The 15,980-nt window shown below is 72.7% G+C and carries 12 protein-coding genes; 4 read left to right on the plus strand and 8 right to left on the minus strand.

Features of this window, described 5'->3' with window-relative positions; translation table 11 throughout:
• Window positions 1–6 precede the first annotated feature (6 nt).
• Entirely contained in the window at window positions 7–1,497 is a 1,491-nt protein-coding gene (locus AB0C27_RS29380; RefSeq protein WP_357849987.1) for a sodium:solute symporter family protein, read from the plus strand.
• A gap of 31 nt (window positions 1,498–1,528) precedes the next feature.
• Window positions 1,529–2,053: a hypothetical protein gene (locus AB0C27_RS29385; RefSeq protein WP_357849989.1), complete on the plus strand. Its 525-nt coding sequence runs from the start codon at window positions 1,529–1,531 to the stop codon at window positions 2,051–2,053.
• Window positions 2,054–2,858: 805 nt separating this feature from the next.
• On the opposite strand, the gene AB0C27_RS29390 is transcribed toward AB0C27_RS29385, so the two are convergent.
• Together AB0C27_RS29390 and AB0C27_RS29395 are read right to left on the minus strand one after the other, a co-directional pair.
• Window positions 2,859–3,230: a hypothetical protein gene (locus AB0C27_RS29390; protein ID WP_357849992.1), complete on the minus strand. Its 372-nt coding sequence runs from the start codon at window positions 3,228–3,230 to the stop codon at window positions 2,859–2,861.
• Window positions 3,231–3,441: 211 nt separating this feature from the next.
• On the minus strand, window positions 3,442–7,050 hold the full coding sequence (locus AB0C27_RS29395; protein WP_357849995.1) for an alpha-N-acetylglucosaminidase TIM-barrel domain-containing protein: 3,609 nt from the start codon (window positions 7,048–7,050) through the stop codon (window positions 3,442–3,444).
• A gap of 206 nt (window positions 7,051–7,256) precedes the next feature.
• Here AB0C27_RS29395 and AB0C27_RS29400 point away from each other — a divergent pair, with 206 nt between their 5' ends.
• Entirely contained in the window at window positions 7,257–8,453 is a 1,197-nt protein-coding gene (locus tag AB0C27_RS29400; RefSeq protein WP_357849998.1) for an ROK family transcriptional regulator, read from the plus strand.
• A 116-nt stretch (window positions 8,454–8,569) separates the two neighbouring features.
• On the opposite strand, the gene AB0C27_RS29405 is transcribed toward AB0C27_RS29400, so the two are convergent.
• Complete coding sequence (locus AB0C27_RS29405) at window positions 8,570–8,932, minus strand: peptidase inhibitor family I36 protein (RefSeq protein ID WP_357850001.1); 363 nt, start codon at window positions 8,930–8,932, stop codon at window positions 8,570–8,572.
• A 286-nt stretch (window positions 8,933–9,218) separates the two neighbouring features.
• On the opposite strand from AB0C27_RS29405, the gene AB0C27_RS29410 reads away from it, so the two are divergent.
• Window positions 9,219–10,163, plus strand: coding sequence for an aminoglycoside phosphotransferase family protein (locus AB0C27_RS29410; protein WP_357850004.1), 945 nt, complete (start codon window positions 9,219–9,221; stop codon window positions 10,161–10,163).
• Here the strand turns inward: AB0C27_RS29410 and AB0C27_RS29415 are convergent, their stop codons facing one another.
• The 5 genes from AB0C27_RS29415 to AB0C27_RS29435 form a co-directional block, all read right to left on the minus strand.
• Window positions 10,164–11,012: a metallophosphoesterase gene (locus tag AB0C27_RS29415; protein WP_357850007.1), complete on the minus strand. Its 849-nt coding sequence runs from the start codon at window positions 11,010–11,012 to the stop codon at window positions 10,164–10,166. It lies immediately after the preceding gene.
• Window positions 11,013–11,057: 45 nt separating this feature from the next.
• Window positions 11,058–12,560: a helix-turn-helix domain-containing protein gene (locus AB0C27_RS29420; protein WP_357850010.1), complete on the minus strand. Its 1,503-nt coding sequence runs from the start codon at window positions 12,558–12,560 to the stop codon at window positions 11,058–11,060.
• A 73-nt stretch (window positions 12,561–12,633) separates the two neighbouring features.
• The gene (locus AB0C27_RS29425) at window positions 12,634–13,677 is read right to left on the minus strand and encodes a DUF917 domain-containing protein (RefSeq protein WP_357850013.1); all 1,044 of its coding nucleotides are present in this window, start codon (window positions 13,675–13,677) and stop codon (window positions 12,634–12,636) included.
• Window positions 13,665–14,627 carry a hypothetical protein gene (locus AB0C27_RS29430; RefSeq protein ID WP_357850016.1) on the minus strand — a complete coding sequence of 321 codons (963 nt, stop codon included), beginning with the start codon at window positions 14,625–14,627 and terminating at the stop codon, window positions 13,665–13,667. Before AB0C27_RS29430 ends, AB0C27_RS29425 begins: the two co-directional genes overlap by 13 nt.
• Entirely contained in the window at window positions 14,624–15,931 is a 1,308-nt protein-coding gene (locus AB0C27_RS29435) for an MFS transporter (RefSeq protein WP_357850019.1), read from the minus strand. The genes AB0C27_RS29430 and AB0C27_RS29435 overlap by 4 nt, the downstream gene beginning before the upstream one ends.
• Between the last annotated feature and the right edge of the window lie 49 nt (window positions 15,932–15,980).

Here is a 15,980-nt window from a genome sequence, read left to right on the forward strand (position 1 = left end):
GATCTCATGGGCTTTCTCGACTGGCTAGTGATCTGCGGCTACTTCGTCGTGATGATCGCCATCGGCATCTGGGCGAAATCCCGCATCCGCGACGCCCGGGACTTCTTCACCGCCGGCGGCAAAATGCCCTGGTGGCTGTCCGGCATCTCCCACCACATGTCGGGATACAGTTCCGCGGTCTTCGTCGGGTACGCGGCCATCGCGTACACCGCCGGTTTCACCCTGTACGTCTGGTGGGCGATCGGCATCACGTTCGCCATGGTTGTCGGATCGTTCCTGTTCGCGCCCCGCTGGCCACGGCTGCGGCAGCGGCTCGGGATCATCTCGCCGCTGGAATACCTGGCCACCCGCTACAACGTGCCGGCGCAGCAGGTGCTGGCGTGGAGCGGCACCGCGCTCAAGGTCTTCGACGTGGGCGCCAAGTGGGCCGCGACCGCGCTGCTGCTGCAGGTGTTCGCGGGCGTGCCGATCGCCTGGGGCGTCCTGCTCACCGGCGGGGTCACGCTGATCTACTCGACGATCGGCGGGCTGTGGGCCGACGCGCTCACCGACCTCGGCCAGTTCGTCATCCAGCTCGTCGCCGGGATCACCATGTTCGTCGCGGTGCTCGCCCAGCTCGGCGGGGTGTCGGCGATCTGGACGCTGTGGGACCGGCTGCCCGAGGGGCACGGCCAGCCGTTCAACGACAAGTACACCGTGGGCTTCGTCCTGGTCTACCTGCTGATCAACACGCTGTCGTACAACGGCGGGACCTGGAACCTGGCCCAGCGCTTCATCGCCGCGCCCACCGGCGCCTCGGCCAGGCGCGCCGCGCTGTTGTCCGCGGCGCTGTACCTCTTCTGGCCGCTCGTGCTGTTCTTCCCCATGTGGGCCGCGCCGGTCCTGCTGCCCGGCCTGTCCGAACCCGACCAGTCGTACGCGCTGCTCACCCAGCAACTGCTGCCGGGCGGGCTCATCGGCCTGGTGCTCGCCGGGATGTTCGCGCACACGATGGCGATGACGTCGTCCGACGCCAACGCGATCTCCTCGGTCGTGATCAGGGACATCATCCCGTCGGTGTGGAAGCGGGCGAGCCGGCTCTCGTCCCAGGCCGAGCTGCTGGCAGGCCGCGTGTCGACGTTCCTGTTCATCGCGCTGTCGATGGGCATCGCGCTCACCGCGGACAGCTTCGGCGGCGTGCTGGGCCTGCTGATCCTCTGGTTCGGCGCGCTGGTCGGGCCGATCGCCATCCCGATGCTGCTCGGCATGCTGCCGGCGTTCCGCCGCTGCGGCCCGGCGGCCGCGATCGGGTCGTGGGCGGCGGGGCTGGTGGTGTTCGCCCTGGTGAAGTACGTCTTCCCGGGGCAGAGCCAGACCGTCGAGGTGGCGGCGCCGGTGCTGACCTCGCTGGCGGTGTTCGTCCTCGTCGGCCTGGCCGCCCCTGTCCGCGACCCCGAGGCCGACGCCCTGATCGACTCTCTGAGCTCCGAACAGCCGGAGACCGCTGGGACCACCTGATTTGTCGTACCCAGGGCGTACCGTGCCGTCCATGACGAATGCGCATGCGCCGCTCGACGGCGAGCGATGGCAGCCTGGAGACCTCGTCGTCGACGCCGACGGCGCCCTGTTCACGCGCGCCGGCGCTGGTGAGGATGCTGAACGAGGTCTGCCGTGGGGGCGTCCGGCCGAGGTGACGCGCCGGGATGACGGTGGCGTTCATGTGCCCGAAGGCGTGGTGGCGGAGTCGGTGCCCGTCCGGCCGCTCACACTGTTGCTGCGCGACGGACGTCCGGCTCTGCCCGCCGTACCGGCCGATCCGGCGGCGGTCCTGGGCACGCAGGCGCGGCAGACCGCGACCGCGGCGGGTATCGGTGGTCTGTTCCTGGCTGCCACCGCCTTCGACCCCGACGGCGGAGGCGACACCAGGGCGGCCAAGCTGCGCGCGGAGCTGCTTGATCACGTCGTGGTGGTGGACAACGCGGAGGAGCTCGCGGCGATGTTCGGCGGTGTGGCGGACGGTCTCTTGGTGGCGTTGGCGGATTGGCATGCGCGCAGTGTCGGGGAGAGCGCCTGAGTGCTGCCGTGACCTGCCGGTTTACGGGGGACGGGCAAGTCGCAGGAATTGTCGGTGGCATCCGGGACAGTTAGGGGTATGACCGAGTCCCCAGTGAGCCATGTCGTGACCGACCCCGCCAACGCCGACCCGCCTCGTGAGACAGCGCCGGACGGGGGTGGAACCCGTCCGCCCGAGGTCGTGGGTGAGCCCGATGGGGCAAGCCGCCGTCCGCCCGGGACCCCCGGAGGGGCTGCTGCGGAGCCGGACGGGGCGAGTCGCCGTCCGTATGAGAGCGCGGGAATGAACCCTCCGGAGTCGGATGGGGTGAGAGACCGTTCGCCCGAAACCGTGGGAAGGGCTCCGGCGGTGGTGGGCCGTTCACCCGAGACGGCGGGAAGGGTTTCCGAGGAAGCCGATCAACCGGTCACCTGTCCCCGCTGTCACGGTGTGATCGTCGGTGCGCAGACCTCCGCCTATACGACCGCCCGTGCGCGTCTGATCGTCACCAACGGCTATTGCCAGGGCGACTGTGCAGGGCGCGATGCCTGAGACGCGCGGACCGGCAGCGGGAGGTGCGGCGCCGTCCCGGTGATCAGAGGCGACGCGGGCGCCCGGTCAGGCGGTGCCAGGGTCCGCACCCACGCGCGCGATCAGGTCGCGGGCCCGCATCCGAGCGCACGGTCTGGTGGCAGCGGGATCGTGCCGGAGAGCCCGGTCTAGTGATGCAACCCGGCCCTCGGCCGAGCATGCGGTCAGGTGGCAGCGGGCCCGCGCCGGAGGGGTTCTGTTCAGTGACGACGCCGGTCCGCGACCGAGTGTGCGGTCAGGTGGTGGTGGGTCCGCGACCAAGGGTGCGGTCGAGGGTGATGCGGGTGAGCCAGCCCAGGCCGGCCGTGAAGAGGGGTGGCCAGACGATCGGGCCGAAGCTGTAGCCGACCAGCACCGCGAGCGGGATCCACACCCGGTTCACGGTCTGGTACAGCACGCCAGGCGGGCGGAGGCCGGCGAGCCGGGTCAGGTCGGGGAATGCGAAGAACAGCAGCGCGGCGGCCGTGGTCGGCAGGCCGTACTTCTGGCTCTCGAAGACGGCGAACGCGGCGAGGAAGAGCGTAAGAGCGCCCCAGGCGATCCGCCTGACCACGCCGCCCACGCCGGGAGTGGGTGGAGACGGGGCCTCGGGGGGTTCGGTGGTCACGGGTACAAAGTACTGCCAAGGTCGATCACACGGACGACTGGCTGTGAGGGTCGATCCCGCGACCGGCGCACCAGAAGGCCCGATCACGCGCACGGCGTACCAGCGGGGCCGATCACGCGCACGGCGTACCAGCGGGGCCGATCCCGCGCACGGGGCCGGCGTCCCCGCACGGATGACCCTAAGCAGGAGACGCCGGCCCGACGGGAGTGTGTCAGGGGGTCGGGGTGCCGTAGACGCTGACTTCGGTGAGGTGGAAGGAGAGGTTGGCGGTGTTGTGGGTGCCGACGATCCGGACGTACCGGGCTCTGGCCTCGGTGGTCATGGTGTCGCCGGCGTCGGTCGCGGCGCGGGGGCCCCGCCGGCCGCCGAGGGTGTACCAGGTGGTGCCGTCGAGGCTGCCCTCCAGCCGGTACTCGTAGAAACGTCCGCCGCTGACGTAGTTGCGTACGTTGATGCGTGAGATGTCGTCGATCTCCCCGAGATCGACCTGCCACCAGGTGGTGTCCCAGTTCATCTGGGAGGCGAAGTACGGGGAGTTGGCGCGGTTGCCGTCGTTGGCGTGCGCGGGGCCGCGGTTCGGCTCCGAGCTCAGTGCCGTGACCGGTTTGCGGAGGCTGCGCAGGGTATCGGCGGTACTGTCCCGCGCAGTGGACGGGGCCGAGACGGGCTCGGTCAGGACGGCGATGGCCTGGCCGCCGGTGTGCCGGTTGGCGGCGCTGACGAACACGCCGACGTCGAGCGTGGCCACCCCCGCGCCCGGGACGGCGCCCGATCCGACCACCGTCCAGTTCTGGCCGTCGGTGCCGCAGGAGCCGGTGAGCCGGTCGCCCGACCTGCCGATGCGCACCCGTACGGGCGGCGTGAACCCGCCCGCCTCCGCGCTGGAGTCGAGCCGGCCGTCACCGTCGGAGTCCCAGCTGAACAGGCAGCCGTGACCTGGGGTGACGGCGATGTTGGCGTACCCGGTGGCTCCCGGGGTGGCCAGATCGTCGCTCACCACCAGCCCGGAGCGGGTGTACTCGGCGGCGCCGTCCTGGACGAGCACCGTGCTCTGGAGCTGCTGCCCGTCGGCCAGGACGTCCGGGCGGTAGGCGGCGGCCAGTTCGTTGGTCTCCCTCCACAGGTCCGCCCCGCCCGCCGCGATGGCCACCGCGTCGCCGGTGGTGGCGAACTCGGCCTGTGTGTTGCTCATCGTCCGATATGAGGTGGGTACGGTCCCGGCGACCAGCAGGCTGGTCGAGGCCGTGTCCCGCCGGCTCTCGCCGGATTGCCGTTCGCCTCCGTCAGCTTGCCGTCCGCGTCCGCCGGATTGAGCGTCGTCCGCGTCGGATCGACGGTCGTCCGCGTTGGATTGACGGTCGCTCGCGTCGGATCGACGGTCGTTCGCGGCCGATCGCCAGTCGGCGGTGACGTTCAGCCGCGGGGTCGTGCCCGCGGTCTCGGCAGCGGGCACGGTGACCGTCCACGTCGCGGTGAATGTGCCGCCGGGAGCGACCCGATCGGCCCGCACTGGAGAGGTGGCCCGCACCCGGTATCCCCGGGGCGCGTCGAGCTCGAGCGTGACCCGGCCGGTGGGCCGCAGCGTGTTGGCGTTGCCGAACACCGCCGTCACCCGCACGCTCTCACCCGCCTTGACTCCCCTCCGGTCGGCAGCGACGCTCACCGCGCCCTCGGGGATCGCGGCCACCTCGCTCGCCAGGCCGTAGGCGTCGCCGCGCGGCTCGGCGGCGAGCCTGGTGCCGGCCCTGGACCACTCCTCGGCCACGGCCCGCCAGTCGATCGGCTCCGCGTATTCCGCGCCCGAGCGCAGCGCCGCCTTCAAGCTGTCGAAGAAGAGCTGCCAGCGTTTCGCGTAGTACTGCCCGACCAGGCCGTTCATCTCCCTGCGGGCATAATCCTGCAGATCGGAGCCGGCCGCCCAGAGCGTCACCAGCGACTTGAGGTTGTAGTCCAGGGTCGCCGCCTCGGCCGGGGTCGCGGCCTGACGGCGGGCCTCCTGCTGCCACGTGCCGAGCAGGAAGTTCTCGTCGGTGCCCAGGAGCCGGTCCATCAGCCGCATGCCGTCCAGCCACCGGCCGGTGAGGCGTTCGAAACGGTCGAGATCTTTGGCCCGGTAGGCGGCGCGGATCTCGGGCAGCCGCAGCCTGCTGTGGTTGGCCAGCACCTGCCGGGCGACGTCCACGAGGTCGTAGCGGTAGGCGCCCGAGCCGCGCAGGCGCCGGTCGACCTGAAGCAGTTCGTCGAGGGCGCGGTCGAAGGCGGCGATGTCGTACTGCAGGGGGTAGCCGGTGTTCGCCAGGCCGGGCTGGTCGTCGTACAGGCCGGTGACGTGGCGGGTGTCGGCGGTGGCGGGCCAGCTGTAGACGGTGTCGAGCAGGATCCGCCAGGCCGCCTTGGCGTGCGGGTCGTCGCGGCCGTACCGGGCGGTGGCGTAGTCGTCGAACCAGTGCGCCATGTCCGCGCGGCCGTCCTGCCACGGCAGGTCGGTGAAGAACGCGAGCGCGGCCGGGTTGTTGTCGATCGCCTCCGGCATCAGCGCGATGCCGTTCATGGCCGTGCCCTGCCTCTCCCGCCAAGCGTGGAACTTCTCGTTCCACACCGTGAGCCGGGCGCCGAGGTTGACGTGCCCGCCGAAGTTCCAGATGGTGCCGAACGCGTACCCGGTGCCGAAGAAGTCCTTGTCGCGGTCGGTGATGCCGGACTCCTCGCTGATGCCGTCGACGATGAACATCTTGCTGCGGTCGATGGCCTGGAGCGTCGCGGGCAGCGGGTTGTTCTGCCAGCCCAGGATCGCCCAGAGGGCGTCGGGGTGTGCGGTGTTCAGGGCGCGCTGCACCGCCTGCGAGGCGCGCGCGACGTCGACCTTGCCGGCCGTGCCGCCCTCGTGCAGCAGGTCCATCTTGTACATGGTGCTGTCGCCGAACAGCTCGCTCTGCACCCGGTAGAACGTGGCCGCGACGCGTTCGAAGATCGGGTCGGTCGGGTCGAGCCAGTGGGGGCGTTCGAGCTTGTTCCAGGTGCCCTGCGGGACGGTGTTGGCGGCCGGGTTGTGCTGCTTGAAGTCGGTCGGCACCGTGCCGAAGTAGCCGGGCAGCACGGGCACCATGCCCAGCGAACGCAGCCGGTCGGCCATCTTGCGGCCGAGGTCGATCCGCTGGTCGATGAGGTGCTGGGAGACGGGGCCGTCGGTGCAGCACATGTTCTGCAGCAGCCACCAGGCCTGGTGGCCCGGCTGTGGGATCCAGGCCCGCATCTCCTCGTCGGTGTAGCCGAACTCGGTGAACGTGCGCTGGTAGACCGCCTCCTGGCCCTCGTACACGAGCACCTCGTTGATGCCGTGCAGCGCGAGCACGTCGATCCGCCGCTGCCACTCCCGCCAGCTCAGGTACGGTCCCGCGTAGCCCTGGTTGGTGTCGTTGAGCGCGAAGCGGTGATCCACCGAGGAGTCCCTGGCCAGGCGGGACGCGGGCAGCGGGAGGCGGTGGGGAAGGTCGGTCTGGGAGCCGTTGATCGCGATGTCGGCGTGGGCCACGTGGCGCAGGTAGTAGCCGAAGCCGGTGAGCTGGACGGCCGGGGTGGTGCCGGCGACGACGAGACGGCCGCGCTCGGCGTACACCTCGAACCGGTCCCTGCCCGTGCCCTTGTCGATCGTGCGCAGGGTGACCTGGGCGGCGCGCGGGGCGCCGATCAGCCGTTCGAGGGCCTGTGCCGCCGGGCCCCCTGAACCGCCGGAGCGTTCCGAGGAGGTGGGAGGCGAGATGGGGGACGCGGGCGTTCCGGCGACGGCGGCCGGCTGGGAGACGAACGGGGCGGCGAGCATCGTTAGCAGAACGGCGAGTGCTGCCGCCAGACGGGGTCGTAAGCGGAATAAGGGGCTCTGTGGGGGGCGGGAGTGGGGCATGATGACGGCCACCTCCGGTACGGAAAAGTCCGATATGTAAGGACTTTTCGTAAGATCGTTGCGAAAATATACTCAGCTGCGGTCCGCCCGAGGTCAAGGTCTGTGCCGAAACGGATGGTCGAGGGATGCGTATGCAGGAGGAGAGGCCGCCGGGGACTCCGGTGCTGCGGAGGATGAACCGGGCGGCGGTGCTCGACGCGGTCCGGAGGCAGGCGCCCGAGCCCGTACGGGTGGCCGAACTCGCCCGGCTGACCGAGCTCACCCGCCCCACGGTCGCCCAGGCCGTGGAGGACCTGCTGGCCGGCGGCTGGTTACGCCAGCACGCGCCCCAGCCGGCCGCGGTGGGGCGGCCGGCGACCCGGTTCACGCTGAACGGCCGGGCGGCGCCCGTGCTCGGGCTGGACGTCGGCCCGCACACCGTGGCGGCGGCCGTCGCCGACCTGGCCGGCGAGCGCCTCGCCGAGGTCCGCCGGCCGGTCGGGCACGGCGATGCCCGGCACCTGCTCCAGGCGGTGGACGAGGCGGCGCAGGAAGCGCTGGCGATCGCCGGCCTGACCACCGACCAGGTCAAGGCCGTCACCGCGGCCACCCCGGGCATCGTCGAGGCGGGCACCGGCCGCGTGCTGTTCGCGCCGAGCGTGCCGGGCTGGTCGGAGATCGACCTCGCCGGCCGCCTGCGGGACCGGTTCCGGTGCGCGGTCACGGTGGAGAACGACGCCGACCTCGCCGCCCTGGCAGCCGCCCGCCGCCACACCGGCGCAGGCACGCTGCTCGCGGTGCAGTGGGGCGAACGCCTCGGGGCCGGCGTCGTCATCGACGGCCGCCTGCACCGAGGCGCGGGCCAGGCGGGCGAAATCGGCTTCATCCGCCCTTCCGGTCAGACCGACAGCGGCGGGGACGGCGATGGGCGGGGGCCGTTGGAGCGGGCGATCGGGGCCGAGGCGATCGTGGGGCTCGCCCGTCGCCATGCCGCCGGGCATCCGGGGTCCGGCCTCGCCGAGGTGACGGACGCTGCCGCCGTCTTCACGGCCGCCGCCTCGGGTGACGTGCTCGCTGCCGAGGTCGTCGATCAGGTCGCCGCCGTCTTCGCCGAGGCGGTCGCGCCCGCCGTCCTGGTGCTCTCGCCGCACGCGATCGTGATCGGCGGCGGCATCGCCCGGGCCGGCACGGTCCTGCTGGAGGCGATCGTCCGGCACCTCGAAGGGCTGACGCTCACGGCACCGCGGGTGGAGCTGTCGGAGCTGGCCGAGGGCACGGTGCTCACCGGCGCGATCCAGATGGCGCTCGACGAGGTGTGGCGGCACGCCCTCGCCACCTGCTGACCCATACCCCGGTCGGCGACGGGCTCGTAACGGGTGGCGCGGCGAGGGAGGGAAGCCGGCCACCGGTGACGGGCGGGGGGCGCGGCCGGGTGAGGGGAGGCCCGGCCGCTGACGGGTTAGCAGTAGCGGGCGGGTGCGATGCGGTCCATCACGCCGCCGAACCGGCCGCGATAGTTGGAGCTGTAGTCGCCGGCCGACGCCAGCCGTTTGGCCCGCCAGTTCCACTCGGTGTCGGCGGTGTCGACGAAGCAGGCTCCGCTCGTGGCCACGAACGACCCGACGTTGTCGGCGTGCGTACCGCCGATGAACCGGTTCCCGTTGGCCTCCCACCAGGTGTAGACGGCACCCGTGTAGTTGGCCCCCGTCCACAGGCACACATGCGCGTGGCAGGCCGGGGCGGCCGCCTGGACGGGCGCGGCCGGCGCCGCCACGACGGCGGCGGCAAGGACCGGGGTGAGGAGCAGGCTGAGGGATTTCATGGGGGATTCCTTTCGCTGACTGCGTGGACATCCCGCACGCTATACGCAACGTGATCGAACGAACACGTTAGGTTAGCCACTTCTTACTTCAAGGCCTGAATCAGATCGGGCCCCACGCGATCTGTGCAGGTGAGGGCGCATCCTGCCCTGCCGCGCCACGAGAAGGAGGCCGTATGCGATCATCCCGCCGTACGGAGTGGACCCGGGTCACGCCCCTCGCCGCCGGTCGGCTCGCGGCTGGCGAAAACGCCTGGCCGTCCCGTCCCGCCGCTGGTTTGATGCGCGGATGGGGATCTCTCAGGAGGCACGGGCCGACGATCCGTGGCCCGGATACTTCGCCGGCCGGGGCCACCCGGGAGCACTCCGGGTCGGAGCCGGCGCCGAGGGTGTCGTCTACCGGCTCGGCCACGGCCGGGTCGCCAAGGTGTGGACCGGCCGGCCGCCGATCGAGCTCACCCGCCGGGTGTACGCGGACCTCGCGCGGCACCGGCTGCCGTTCGCCACCCCGGAGATCTTCGAGGTGCTGGAGCACGAGGGCGTTCTGGTCACGTACGAGCGCGAACTGCCCGGCGTCCCCATGCACGGCGACCACCCCGAGGAGGAGTTCGGGCGGGAGCTGCCCGAGCACCACGCGGATGTGCTGCTCACCGTGCTGCGTGGGCTGGCCTCGGTACCGGGCACGGACGCGATGCGCCGGCTGACGTTCCAGGGCGACGACCGGCCGCTGTGGCAGGGGCACGACCGCTTCCAGGACGCGCTCGCGGCCCTGGTCGGCCGGGCGGTGTCCAGGAACGGCGCCGCGCTGGCCGCGCGGGTGCCGGACTTCGGCGCCGGGGTCGAGCGCACGCTGGACGCGCTGCGGTCGCTGCCCACCGGACCGGTCACCGCGATCCACGGCGACCTCGTCCCGCCCAACATCCACGTCGACGCCACCGGCCGGCCGGTCGCCGTGCTCGATTTCGGCTTCTGTACGACCGCGGGCGATCCGGCGTTCGAGGCGGCCATCACTGCGGCCTTCTGGGACATGTACGGCCCGTACGCCGAGGAGCACGCCGCGGAGCTCACCCGGCTCTTCGCCGACCGGCTCGGCCACCCTCCGGAGACCCTCGCCGTCTACCAGGCGGTCTACGCCCTGATCAGCTACGACCTGTTCGGCATGGGCGACGACGACGGCCACTTACCCTGGTGCGCGGCGCTGCTGCGGCGCAACCCCGTGTTCACCGCCCCTTGATCAAGAGCTCTCGGGCAGGACCTCACGCAGCAGGCGCCGGACGCCGGGGCGCGGCTGCCACTCGCGCGGGTAGCCGAGCGAGACCTCCTCGAAGCGGACCCCGTCGTACCAGGTGACGCGTGGGATGTGCAGATGGCCGTAGATCATGGCGGCGGTCGGGTAGCGGCGGTGCCAGTCTCTGGTGGCCGTGGTGCCGCACCACTGGGCGAACTCGGGGTAACGCAGGACGTCGGTCGGCTCACGGACGAGGGGATAGTGGTTGACGAACACCAGCGGCACGTCGTCGTCCAGCTCGGCCAGCCGCCGCTCGGTCAGCTCCACCCGGGCGCGGCACCAGGCGTCGCGGGTCGGGTACGGGTCGGGGTGCAGGACGTATTCGTCGGTGCAGACCACGCCGGTGCTGTGGGCGTAGGCCAGCGCGCTCTCCTTGGTGTCGTGGCCCTCCGGCAGGAACGTGTAGTCGTACAGGAGGAAGAGCGGCACGATCCGCACAGGGCCGCCCGCTCCCTCCCACAGCGGATAGTCGTCCTCGGGGGTGATGACGCCCAGCTCGCGGCAGATGCTCACCAGGTGCTCGTAACGGGCCACGCCGCGGAGGCCGTCGGGTTCGCCGGGTCTGGCCCACAGCTCGTGGTTGCCGGGCACCCACACGACGCGCTCGAACCGCCCGGCGAGCAGGCGCAGCGTCCACGTGATGTCGGTCAGCCGCTCGCCGATGTCGCCCGCCACCAGCAGCCAGTCGCCGGGGGCCAGGGGTTTCAGCCCTTCGACGATGGCTCTGTTCTCGGGATAGGCGACATGCAGGTCGCTGACCGCCAGCAGTTTGGCGTCCGTACGGGGAGCGGGCACCGGGTGTCTCCTCTTCCGGGGGTGGCCTCTACGAGCATGCCATGATCAGGTCAGCATCACATGGCAGGCGAGCTGGAGTGCCAGCCGGGTGGCGGCGTCGTCGAGGTCGAAGCCCGCGGCTCTGATGCGGTCGAGGCGGGTGGTGATCGTGTTGCGGTGCACGCCCAGCCGCTCGGCCGCCTTCAGCGCGCCGCCCTCGTCCAGGACGGCGGCCAGCGTCACCAGCAACGTGCCGTCCCTGTCGATCTCCAGCAGCGGGCGCAGCACGACGGCGGCAGGCGCCCGCAGCACGCCGGTGGGCAGGGCGCCGAGCAGCTCGGCCGGGCCCATCCGGTCGGCCCGCACCACCGTGCCCTCCCCTGCCACGTACGCCGCCGCCTCCGCGCCCAGCAGCGACTCCGCTACGGTTTGGAGGCCCTCGACCTGCGCGCCGACGCCGCCGGCGCACGGCCATGGGAGCGTACGCAGGCAGTGGCGGAGACGTTCCGCCAGCTTCTCCGGGCCGTCCGCGGACCATCCCGCCCAGCCCTCACCCCTGACCAGCACCGGCACCTGACCGAGCGCGGCCGCCACGAGCGCCTGCGCCAGCGGTGCATCGGCCGTCGGCGTGAGCGGGCGGAGCTGGTAGGCGGTGATCGGGCCGCCGATCGGCCAGCCAAGCGCGGTCGCCGCCACTCTCGCCTCGTCGGACCCGCCATCGGCCTCGTCAGCCCTGGCCGCTGCACCGGCCCCGCCGGCCTTGCCGGCCTCGCCGGGCTCGCCTGGTCCGGTGGCGATCAGGCGTTCGGCGAGGGCGGTCTGGAGGGCGAAGTCGCGGGCGGCGGTCAGGCTCTCCTGTGCCGCCCAGGCGGTCAGCGACGCCACCGCCAGGCCCAATACCGTACGTACGACCGCCGGCCAGCCCGGGGACCGCGACGAGCCGCCGGCCACCAGGGTGCCCAGCGCCCCGCCCTCCCGGCCGGGGACCGTCACCTCGGCCGACCACCGCCCGGTGGCGGCGTCGCGGCGGCCGGCCAGGGGCCGGCCGTAGCGGTCGAGGAAGGCCACCGACGTGCCCGGCAGCTCGGCGTTCAGCACTCCGAGGACCCGCCGAGCCGATGCGCCCGCTTCGGCCAGGCGGGTGGCGCAGCGGGCGACGAGCTGGGTACGGGCCGCGTCGGGGCGGGAGGCGGCGGAGGCCACCCGGACGGCGACGATCAGCGGGTCCTCGTCCACGAAGATCAGCGTCACGCCGAGCCGCTCGGCCAGCACCTCGCCCGACCCCTCGCTCAGCCCGCCCGCCGGCGCGATCACGCACGCCGCCGCCTGCTCCCAGGCCCGGCGCATGGCCATCTCCACCGCCCAGCCGCCGCTGGCCGCCGTGCCGATCAGCACCACCGCCGTGTGCGGGGCGACCGTGGCGAACACCGCCAGCTCGTCCACGATCCGCACGCCGCGCACGGGGTTCTCGCCCGCGCCGTACATGCGCGCGCCGGCCAGCGGTCCCGCGTCGACCAGCTCGGCCACCGTGACCGGCGCCTCCCACCCGGACGCCCGCACCGCACTCATCCCGCGCCCCCGTCCGCCGTTGCCCCACCGGAGTCCGCGGTACGCCCCCGCACGCCGACGCCCTGTGCGCCGGTCACAGCGGAAGTCCGAAGACGCGGGGGCCGCCCAGGGCCAGGCCTCGCTTCGTGTGCCATACCGGGGCCGCGCTGACCACCATGATGTCCACCTCCAGGCCCGGTTCGGCCTTGTCCACGTCCACGACCATGCCGTCGTCGGTCGAGATCATGCAGATCTGGTCCGGGACCGTCGCCACCACCGCCCCGTCGGCCAGGGCCAGGACGATCTCGTTGTGGGCCTCCAGCCGTACCAGCCGCTCCAGGTCCTCCGACTCGCGCAGCACGATGCTGGACGGCAGCGACGGCAACGACGGCAGGGCGAGCTCGGCGCCGTGGCCGGTGCTGCCCTCGACGCTCAGGATCCGGGCCCGGCACAGCGTGCGCACTCCGTACGGCGCCGCGGCCGAGCGGGGCACGCCCGGCTCGCCGGCGCGCATGAGCAGGCTCACCGTCTCCGGCACCAGCACCCGCGCCAGCTCGCCCGCCGTCATCGGATAGCATGCCGCCACCGCCCAGCCGCCGACCGACAGCACCACGGGACGCAGCAGTTCCTCCACCCGGCCGGCCGCCGTCTCCAGCAACACCAGCTCCCCTGACCCGCCCGCCAGGGCCAGCGGCGCCGGGCTGATCCCGCCCAGTGTGTACGTGGTCTGCTCCACCAGCGGGAACACCCGCCCGGTGCCGTCTCCGTCCACCAGCGGCACCCCCAGCCCGGCCGCCGCGATGAGCGGGAGCAGGGCGTTCTCCGCCGCCAGGTTGAGCCCCACGACGGCCCCTACCCGCGCGCCCAGCCGGCGCTCCAGGGCCCGGACGGCCCGCTCGGGCTCGTCGCCGGCGGGCAACTGCTCGCCCAGCGCCGTCGTCGAACCGATCAGGCTGACCGCCACACAGAGCGTCTCCGGCGCGAGCTCGTCCGCCCGCACCAGCTCGACGCCCCGCCCGAGCACCGAGCGCGCCCAGTCGAGCGCCAGGTTGTACGACGACTCCGCCGCCCCCGTGGCGAACACCCGCGACCCCACCGAGAGCCGGTCGAGCCCGCCGGGGTCGATCAGCCGGCCCATGGCCGCCCGTCCGCCGTCACGCGCACCCGGTAGAGCCCGTCCGGCAGGTACGACAGCGGGTTCACCGTGGTCTCCGTGATCGTCGCCGCGCCCGGCGCCGCCCCGGCGCTGACCGCCCTGGTCAGGGCCTCGTCCCTGGCGTCCTGGAGCGCCCGGTCCAGCTCGGCCCGGCCGCGTGCCTGCACGATCCGCTCGACGTAGGCCCGCGGCCGCCCGAGCGCCGCGCCGTACGCGGCCGCCACCCCGTCCGGCACCACCCCGTCCGGCACCTCCCAGCCCCCTGAGCGCAACTGTTCGAGGGCCGTGCGCCCGCGGGCCAGGCTCGTCGTCGCGCCCAGGTCGCAGGCCAGCGGATACCGCCGGAAGTAGTGCGCCGACACCACCCCGCTGTCCGACCTGGCGAAGTACGCCGGCACCCCGGGCAACTCCCCGGCCACCTCGTCGGCGATCCGCCCCGCCGCCGGCCCGAGCGCCGCGTTGCGGATCGCCTCCGCCTCCCGCTCGCGCAGCCCCGGATGACCGAACTCGTACGACAGCGTGATCCGCGCCCCCGGCACCTCGGCCGCGATGATCGCCGCCACCGCCAGCTCGTGATCGGTCAGCATCGGCGACCCCGTCGCCGTCACCGCGAAGTCCATCAGCCCGCATGTGCCCGCGAACCGGCGCACCGCCTCGGTGTCCAGCGGCGCCAGCGGCCGGCCCGTCACGCTGTGGCCTCCGCGCACGATGGTGGCGGCCCCTGAGCCGACGGCCGGGCGCAGCGCCTCGGGGCACGGCCCGCCGACCCGGACGGCCGCGACCGCCGCCAGGGGCGCCTCGGTCAGGTCCACCGCCACGAAGGCCCGTTCGGCCGTACGGGCCAGGCTGCGGGGCACCGGCCAGAAGGGCGTGCCGTCACTGACCGCCACCATCGGCGGCGGCGACTCCCCGAGGGCGACGCCGAGGATCACTCCAGCTCGCGCCCTTCCGTCTCCGGCAGCGGCACCGCCAGCAGCGCCGTGACCACCATGAACGCGTTGATGATCAGCATGGTAGCGGTGAAGCCCGTCGCGTTCGCGAGCAGCGCGCCCACCGCGGAAGGCGCGACGGTGGTGGCCACGAGCTGCGCGGCCGTGGCCCACGAGTAGCCGGTGCCGCGCAGCGCCGTGGGGTAGAACTCGCCGTTCCAGGTGTTCCAGACGCCCCACGCGCCCAGGCTGAAGAACGACAGGACGAAGTTGCCCAGGTACAGCCCCGTCATGGACTCGGCGGTGGCGAACCAGAGCCCGCCCAGCGCCGCCGCCACCACGTACACGAGGAAGACCTTCTTGCGGCCGAACCGGCCGGTCAGGAGGGAGGCGCTGACGTACCCGGGGATCATCATCAGCGCGCTCAGCGCGGCGAAGCCGAGCGAGGCCGACAGCGTCAGCCCCTTCTCCTGCAGCAGCGTCGGCAGCCACGTCTGCAGGCCCCAGTAGCCCCAGTTGAAGACGAAGTTCAGCGCCAGCATGACGACGGTGATCCGGGCCAGCCCGCCCTTGAACAGGTCCAGCGGGCGGCCCGCGCGTCCACGCGCGACCGTGAACGTGGCCTCCGCGTCGGGGCTGCCCAGCGTGCGCAGCACGGCTCGCGCCTCCTCCTGCCGGCCCTGCCCGGCCAGCCAGTACGGCGACTCCGGCACCCACGCCCTGATCGCGAACGCCCACAGCCCCGCCGCCGCGCTGGCGATCACCACGACGTGCCAGCCCAGATCGCCCAGCGTCACCGACGCCCCGATCGCGGCCAGCATGCCGATCGGCCAGCCGATCGACAGGTAGACGGCGGCCCGCCCCCGGTGCCTGGTCGGCAGCAGTTCGAGGAAGAAGGGGAACGTGATCGTGTAGACGCCGGCCAGCGCCAGCCCCGAGGCCACCCGCAGCCCCACCAGCACCGCCGCGTTCGGGGCGAACGCCGAGGCGAGCGCGACGATCCCGTACGCCAGCAGCGACCAGAACGCCGTGGGCCTGCGCCCGAGCCGGTCGGCCACCGGCCCCCACACCAGCACGCCCGGGATCATGCCGAACGCGACCGCCGACAGCACCACGCCGACGCCCGCCTCGTCGATGCCCAGCTCGGCGCCGAGGTCGCCGGAGACGTAGACGAGGGCGAGCTGCTCCCACGACTCGATGACGAACGCGATGAACAGCGCGAGCGCGATGAGCACGTGCCGGCGGGTGAACGGCATGCGGTCGAACGCCTGGCCGATGGGCATCGTGCCGGAGTCGATGGCGGTCATGGCTGCTCCTCGGAGGGGGCGGAATCTGGGCCGCACCCTACGGCGGGCC

Source organism: Nonomuraea sp. NPDC048882 (assembly GCF_040649755.1).
GTDB lineage: Bacteria > Actinomycetota > Actinomycetes > Streptosporangiales > Streptosporangiaceae > Nonomuraea > Nonomuraea maheshkhaliensis.

Bases quoted from the DNA above. Each gene is read 5' to 3' on its own strand.
- AB0C27_RS29380 (WP_357849987.1), top strand. From the start codon at position 7: ATGGGCTTTCTCGACTGGCTAGTGATCTGCGGCTACTTCGTCGTGATG.
- AB0C27_RS29385 (WP_357849989.1), top strand. From the start codon at position 1,529: ATGACGAATGCGCATGCGCCGCTCGACGGCGAGCGATGGCAGCCTGGA.
- AB0C27_RS29395 (WP_357849995.1), bottom strand. From the start codon at position 7,050: ATGCTCGCCGCCCCGTTCGTCTCCCAGCCGGCCGCCGTCGCCGGAACG.
- AB0C27_RS29400 (WP_357849998.1), top strand. From the start codon at position 7,257: ATGCGTATGCAGGAGGAGAGGCCGCCGGGGACTCCGGTGCTGCGGAGG.
- AB0C27_RS29405 (WP_357850001.1), bottom strand. From the start codon at position 8,932: ATGAAATCCCTCAGCCTGCTCCTCACCCCGGTCCTTGCCGCCGCCGTC.
- AB0C27_RS29410 (WP_357850004.1), top strand. From the start codon at position 9,219: ATGGGGATCTCTCAGGAGGCACGGGCCGACGATCCGTGGCCCGGATAC.
- AB0C27_RS29420 (WP_357850010.1), bottom strand. From the start codon at position 12,560: ATGAGTGCGGTGCGGGCGTCCGGGTGGGAGGCGCCGGTCACGGTGGCC.
- AB0C27_RS29425 (WP_357850013.1), bottom strand. From the start codon at position 13,677: ATGGGCCGGCTGATCGACCCCGGCGGGCTCGACCGGCTCTCGGTGGGG.
- AB0C27_RS29435 (WP_357850019.1), bottom strand. From the start codon at position 15,931: ATGACCGCCATCGACTCCGGCACGATGCCCATCGGCCAGGCGTTCGAC.